Origin of the sequence: Hoylesella timonensis 4401737 = DSM 22865 = JCM 15640 (assembly GCF_000455445.1) — a bacterium.
Classification (GTDB): Bacteria; Bacteroidota; Bacteroidia; order Bacteroidales; family Bacteroidaceae; genus Prevotella; species Prevotella timonensis.
This window is the reverse complement of record NZ_HG417097.1, coordinates 179,127-185,811: the sequence shown is the minus strand read 5'-3', so window position 1 is coordinate 185,811 and position 6,685 is coordinate 179,127. Positions and strand designations below refer to the sequence as shown.

The following is a 6,685-nucleotide window of genomic DNA, read 5'->3' as shown; positions in this document are numbered from 1 at the left end:
AGCCGTGCCGAAAAAACAATTGCTTACTAAAAATGACTCAATTATTTTGCCTACCAATCGTTTTTTGATAACTTTGTAAATTCAATAGAAATATTCCCCTATGGCACAGAAAGATAAAGGTCTTACACCAATGATGAAACAGTTTTTCAGCATGAAGCGGCAGCACCCCGATGCGCTGTTGCTCTTTCGGTGTGGCGACTTTTACGAGACGTATGGCGATGATGCCATTGAGGGTTCACGCATCCTGGGCATCACACTCACGAAGAGAAACAATGGGGGCAATAGTGGCGAAACGGCTATGGCTGGTTTTCCGCACCACGCTCTCGATACGTATCTGCCCAAACTGATTAGGGCTGGCAAGCGCGTGGCTATTTGCGACCAATTAGAAGACCCGAAGAAAAAGCGAGAAGAACTGAAAGGTAAGAAGGGACTTTCCGCCACTGACAAGATGGTGAGGCGTGGCATTACCGAGTTAGTGACACCGGGTGTGGCTATGGGGGATAACGTGTTGAATTACAAGGAAAACAACTTCTTGGCTGCGGTGCATTTTGGCAAAGCGGCTTGTGGCGTGAGTTTTTTGGACATTTCGACGGGCGAATTTCTCACAGGTGAGGGTACTTATGATTATGTAGAGAAGCTATTGGGCAGCTTTGCGCCCAAAGAGGTGTTGTACGACCGCAACGACAAGCGCAATTTTGATACTCATTTTGGCACCAAATACTGTGTCTTTGAGTTGGAAGATTGGGTGTTTACCGAGCAGAGCGCACGCCAACGATTGCTGAAACACTTTGGCACCAAGTCGCTGAAAGGCTTTGGTGTAGAGCACATGAAAAGCGGTATTGTGGCTTCGGGCGCCATTTTGCAGTATTTGGAGATTACCCAACATACCAATATCGGGCACATCACATCGCTTGCCCGCATCGAAGAAGAACGTTATGTGCGGTTGGACAAGTTTACCATTCATTCGCTCGAGCTGATTGACACCATGCAAGAGGGGGGCCGGTCGTTGCTGAACATCATCGACAAGACCATTACGCCCATGGGAGGACGTATGCTTCGCCGCTGGATGGTGTTTCCGTTAAAGGATGTAACGCCCATTCAACAACGCTTAGATGTGGTGGATTATTTCTTCAAAGCCCCCGATTTCCGACAGTTGGTGGGTGAACAATTTCAACGCATAGGAGACCTTGAGCGCATTATCTCAAAGGTGGCTGTAGGCCGAGTGTCGCCAAGAGAGGTGGTACAGCTAAAGAATGCGCTGCAAGCTCTGCAACCCGTGAAGGTTGCCTGCATGAAAGCGTCGAACGAGAGCTTGCGGAGAATTGGCGAACAGTTGCAGCTTTGCGAAACCATTCGCGACCGCATTGAACACGAGATACAACCCGATCCGCCCCTGTTGGTGAACAAGGGTGGGGTGATAGCCGATGGTTATGATACCGAACTTGACGAGCTGCGACAAATATCGCGCAATGGTAAAGATTATCTGATACAGATACAAGAGCGTGAGGTAGAGCGGACAGGCATCGCATCTCTGAAGGTGGGATACAACAACGTGTTTGGGTATTACCTCGAGGTGCGCAACATGTACAAGGACAAAGTGCCGGAGAACTGGGTTCGCAAGCAAACATTGGCACAGGCAGAACGCTACATTACCGAGGAACTGAAGGGTTATGAGGAGAAAATATTGGGGGCTGACGAGCGCATCATGATGTTGGAAGACAAGCTGTTTCGCGAACTCATTGTCGACATGCAACCGTACATTCCACAGATACAGCTTGATGCCAACCTGATAGCCCATTTGGATTGTCTGCTTGGCTTTGCGCAGGTGGCGGAGGAAAATCAGTATGTGCGGCCGCAAATTGACGCCACCGATGTTCTTGACATCAAGCAAGGTCGCCACCCTGTCATCGAGATGCAGCTGCCTTTAGGCGAGACTTACGTGCCTAATGACATCTACTTGGATACGGAGAAACAGCAGGTCATGATGATTACAGGACCCAATATGGCTGGAAAGTCGGCGCTGTTGCGCCAAACGGCGTTGATAGTACTGTTGGCGCAGATAGGGTGTTTCGTGCCTGCAGAGCGTGCTAAAATAGGCTTAGTGGATAAAATTTTCACACGTGTGGGGGCTTCTGACAATATTTCCTTGGGTGAATCGACCTTCATGGTGGAGATGACAGAGGCGGCAAATATCCTGAACAACGTGACCAACAGGTCGTTGGTGCTCTTTGATGAGTTGGGTAGGGTAACGTCAACATACGATGGTATCTCCATTGCTTGGGCGATTGTAGAGTACTTGCACGAGCATTCCAAGTCGCAGGCGCGCACGCTTTTTGCCACACACTACCATGAATTGAACGAAATGGAGAAGCATTTCCCGAGGATTCACAATTACAACGTGAGTGTGAAAGAGGCAGATGGCAAGGTGATTTTTATGCGTAAGTTGGAACGTGGCGGCTCAGAACACAGCTTTGGTATCCATGTGGCTGAGATTGCAGGTATGCCCCGAAGCATCGTCAAACGCTCTAATGAAATTTTAAAACAATTAGAGTCGGACAACAGTCAGGTGGGTTCGGTGGGCAAGCCCAACCTGAAACATTTGGAAGAAAACAGGGAAGGCATGCAGTTGAGCTTCTTTCAACTGGACGACCCTGTGCTTTGTCAGGTGCGTGACGAGATACTCGGGCTTGACATCAACAACCTTACGCCCATGGAGGCATTGAACAAACTCAACGAAATCAAGAAAATCATAGGAGCAGAATAGTGTTTTAACTGTGTTCTTGTTCCCTTTTTAGAAGGGTGTCTATCTTGGTTATTGCTTGGTTTTCCATTCTTTTGTGGACAAATTTTTATATATCTGAAATGAAAAAGACCAACCTTTGTTTGATATTGCTGTTTCTTGGCATGGAAATGATGCCTGTAAAGGGAGCAGCAACAGATAGGAACAATTATGCCATAAACAGTGACACCTCGGCTGTTCGTCAGTCGCTTGTTGTCGATACCTTTAGCCACATAAACAATACGCGTGGCTTTCTCTCCTACAACATGCAAGAATTATCGCTGCGACAAGGACCAACAATAGGTGAAACGTTGGGAAGAATTCCTGGCATACAGCATCTGTCGTTTGGACCAAACGTAGGACTTCCCGTTATTAGAAGTCTGAGTGGGCATCGTGTGAGCATACTTTCAGATGGGCTGAGTGTGAGCAATCTTTCGGGCATCAGTCCTACTTTTGGATTGGATATCGACCAAGACAAATGGACAGATGTGGAGATTTCTAAGCATTCTGCCAGTGTGTTGTATGGCGGAGAAGCCATTGGAGGTGCGGTGAATATGCATTCTCAATTAGTCCCTATGCAGGTTCCTACAGGCTATGTGACGGGTACTGCCGTTTTAGATTTCGGTTCGAATAGTGGATCTCGCCTCTCTTTTAGCCTAAATGGTCGTATTGGGCAGCATTATTTATGGCATATCGGTGCATTGTATCATCACGAAAAAGAAGTAAGTATCCCTGGAAGCACCAAAGCAACATTGGCTAACGATACTTCACTGCTGGAATCGAATCCAGCGTTACAGCGAATGATGCAACGAAGTGTTGTTGCGGGGCGACGACTTAATTATACTTTGTTTCCTTATATTAGTGAGTCAGGACGATGGAACATAGATCCAGCAAAGCAAAATTATGATGATCTGTTCACTTTCCAATCAGAAGAAATCCTTTCGGGAAAAACTATTCAAAATACACCGAATCCTCTTTTTGTACCTGGACAGGACCCTCAACGCGACCGTTACGTACAGATACCACATCAATTTGTGGATTACGGTACGGTTGAGTATCAAAAAATACCGAACAGTTACCGACGGGGAAACGCTGTAGAGGCAGGCATGAGTTATGTATCTCAACATGTGAAGGTTGGCGCAGGTTATCAATATCATCACTCCAACTATGGTACACCGCTATTTGCGAGCACTTTGACCGAAGGCGCTATCACCTCTTTACACGCTCAAGACCCCAATGCAGGTCGCCCAGAAGACTACGTTGGAGTGAATGGCCGTAACGATCAGCATATCGGAAGAATAGAAACAGAACTGATTAACGTGCTACCCTACTTTCCAACGGTGAAACTTCAAGGCTTGGTGCAGTATGCCAATGACCAAGAATTTTTAGGTAGTGAGATAGGAAATCAGTTCAAGACGCTCAAACAGAACACGCGATTTGAGTTGCATCAGCAGCGACTGAAGTTCTGGACAGGGGTCACTGGTGCTGACTTTATTTATCAGCGAATGGAGGGAGAGGGTAGTGCTCGTTATCTTCCGAACCATCAGTCTTTGGGTTGGGGACTTTTCAGTATGCAATATTTCGATTATCAATTCATCCATGCCGCATTGGGTTATCGCCACGAACAGGTATATCGTAAGCTGATAGACGATGCAGTTTTTTCCACACAAGAGGGCTGGCAAGACCAACGGGCGCATGATAAACGTTTTGCACTCCATCAATTTAGCGCTACGCTGCGTGGCGACTTGTGGAAGGTAGGCTATCTTTCAGCGCATTATAATTATTCAGAGCGTGCGCCCGAAATCAATGAGTTGTATGCCCAGGGTACTCACTTTGCTTTGTTGGCTCATGAGAAGGGCGATGAAACTTTGCAGAAAGAGTCAGCTCATCAAATGGAATTTGAAGCTGGTGTGTTATGGAAAGGTTTGCATTTCTCATTTACGTTCTACGATTCTTATTATAAAAATTATCTCTATCTGTCCTCTTTAGGATTTACACCAAATGGACTGACTCACAGAAAATGGCGTGCAGCCAATACCAATATCTTAGGGTTTGAAACAGCTTTAGGATACGATATGGATTTAAGAAGCTGGGGACAGTGGAGCATGAATGTGTTCTATGATTGGGTAAAGAATAAAGAATGGTGTGTAGATGAGGAACATTTGGCGACCAGCGATGTGTATATGCCCCATCAACCAATTAGTAGAGTAGGGTGTAATTTTACGGGAAAATGGCGACAATTTACTGCCCTTCTTGACGTGGATCATTACTTTCCAAAAACGTTTTTATCTCAACAAATACTACCTGAATACGCTCTACCTCGGTATACGATGATGAATGCCCGTTTAGGATACACATTAGAAATTGCCAAAGTAGGCGTAGAATTTTACCTTTATGGTAAGAATTTGTTGAATGAAGACTGTCGTCCGCACTATTCACTTGTGAGTTTTTTGGCACCATTACCAGGTATCAATATTGGCGGAGGGATGAAGTTTAATTTTTAATGATTTGTTACAGCTTATCTATTTTCATTTATCAAACCATACAACCATGAAGAATCTTATTTCTTTTCTTTTAACTTTATGTTTCACCACAGCAGCCTTTTCGCAGACAAAGGCCGCTACTGGTCAGCCTCAGAGTTATCAACCAACGGCAGAGAATATGGCTTCGCGCCAAGCGTTTCAAGATGCTAAGTTTGGTATTTTCCTGCACTGGGGCTTGTATAGCATGTTGGCAACAGGCGAGTGGACCATGACCAACAAGAATTTGAACTACAAAGAGTATGCTAAACTGGCAGGAGGTTTTTATCCTTCTCGGTTCAATGCAGCTGCTTGGGTATCGGCTATCAAGGCGTCGGGAGCGAAGTATATTTGCTTTACTACCCGCCATCATGAGGGATTCTCAATGTTCAAAACTCGGTATTCTGACTATAATATCGTGGATGCAACCCCTTTCAAGCGCGACATTTTGAAGGAGTTGGCAGACGAATGTCACAAGCAGGGCATCAGATTGCATCTGTATTATTCGCATATTGACTGGTACAGAGAGGATGCAGTGTGGGGAAGAACAGGACGAGGAACAGGGCGTCCCAACCCTCAAGGCAATTGGCAGCATTATTATGCGTTTATGAACAACCAACTTACTGAACTATTAACCAACTATGGAAAGATAGGTGCGATATGGTTTGACGGTTGGTGGGACCAGCAACCCGATTTCGATTGGCAACTGGAAGGGCAATATCAGCTCATTCATCGCTTACAACCTGCGTGTTTGGTGGGTAACAATCATCACACCACTCCTTTCCAAGGCGAGGACATTCAGATATTCGAACGGGATTTGCCTGGTGAGAACAATGCTGGTTTGTCGGGGCAAGACATCAGTAGGTTGCCGCTGGAAACGTGCGAGACCATGAATGGCATGTGGGGATATAAGATTACCGATCAGGACTATAAGTCGGATACTACCTTGATACGCTACATTGTCAAGGCGGCTGGCATGAACGCCAACCTGTTGATGAACATTGGACCACAGCCCGATGGTGAACTCCCTGCCGTGGCTTTGGAACGCTTGCAGAAGGTGGGACAGTGGATGAAAGTGTATGGAGAAACGATTTATGGCACACGAGGGGGCATGGTGAAGCCTCACGATTGGGGTGTTACCACGCAGAAAGGCAATCGTCTCTTTGTGCATATCCTGAATCTGCACGACCGTAGTTTGCTTCTGCCCATCGGTAAACAGCGCATCAAGAAAGCCTTTGTCTATGACACCAAACAGCCAGTAAAGGTGGAAAGATGTCAGACAGGGATGGTGCTTACCTTGCCAACAGCATTGTCAAAGAATTGCATTGATAAGATTATAGAGGTACAATTTTAGAAGAGTTGAGGTTGATCCGTTACCTTTTTATGC

3 protein-coding genes are annotated in these 6,685 nt (G+C 46.1%); all 3 read left to right on the top strand.

Annotation, left to right across the window (positions count from 1 at the left end; genetic code table 11):
* Positions 1-100 precede the first annotated feature (100 nt).
* Positions 101-2,764 (top strand): DNA mismatch repair protein MutS, encoded by a 2,664-nt coding sequence (gene mutS / locus BN35_RS09110; protein WP_044071423.1) that lies wholly within the window; start codon positions 101-103, stop codon positions 2,762-2,764.
* 98 nt (positions 2,765-2,862) lie between these two features.
* Complete coding sequence (locus tag BN35_RS09105; protein ID WP_025072833.1) at positions 2,863-5,283, top strand: TonB-dependent receptor domain-containing protein; 2,421 nt, start codon at positions 2,863-2,865, stop codon at positions 5,281-5,283.
* A gap of 46 nt (positions 5,284-5,329) precedes the next feature.
* Positions 5,330-6,652: an alpha-L-fucosidase gene (locus BN35_RS09100; protein WP_025072832.1), complete on the top strand. Its 1,323-nt coding sequence runs from the start codon at positions 5,330-5,332 to the stop codon at positions 6,650-6,652.
* Positions 6,653-6,685 lie beyond the last annotated feature (33 nt).

Coding starts and splice junctions, on each gene's coding strand:
- BN35_RS09100 (WP_025072832.1), top strand. CDS start 5,330: ATGAAGAATCTTATTTCTTTTCTTTTAACTTTATGTTTCACCACAGCA.
- BN35_RS09105 (WP_025072833.1), top strand. CDS start 2,863: ATGAAAAAGACCAACCTTTGTTTGATATTGCTGTTTCTTGGCATGGAA.
- mutS (WP_044071423.1), top strand. CDS start 101: ATGGCACAGAAAGATAAAGGTCTTACACCAATGATGAAACAGTTTTTC.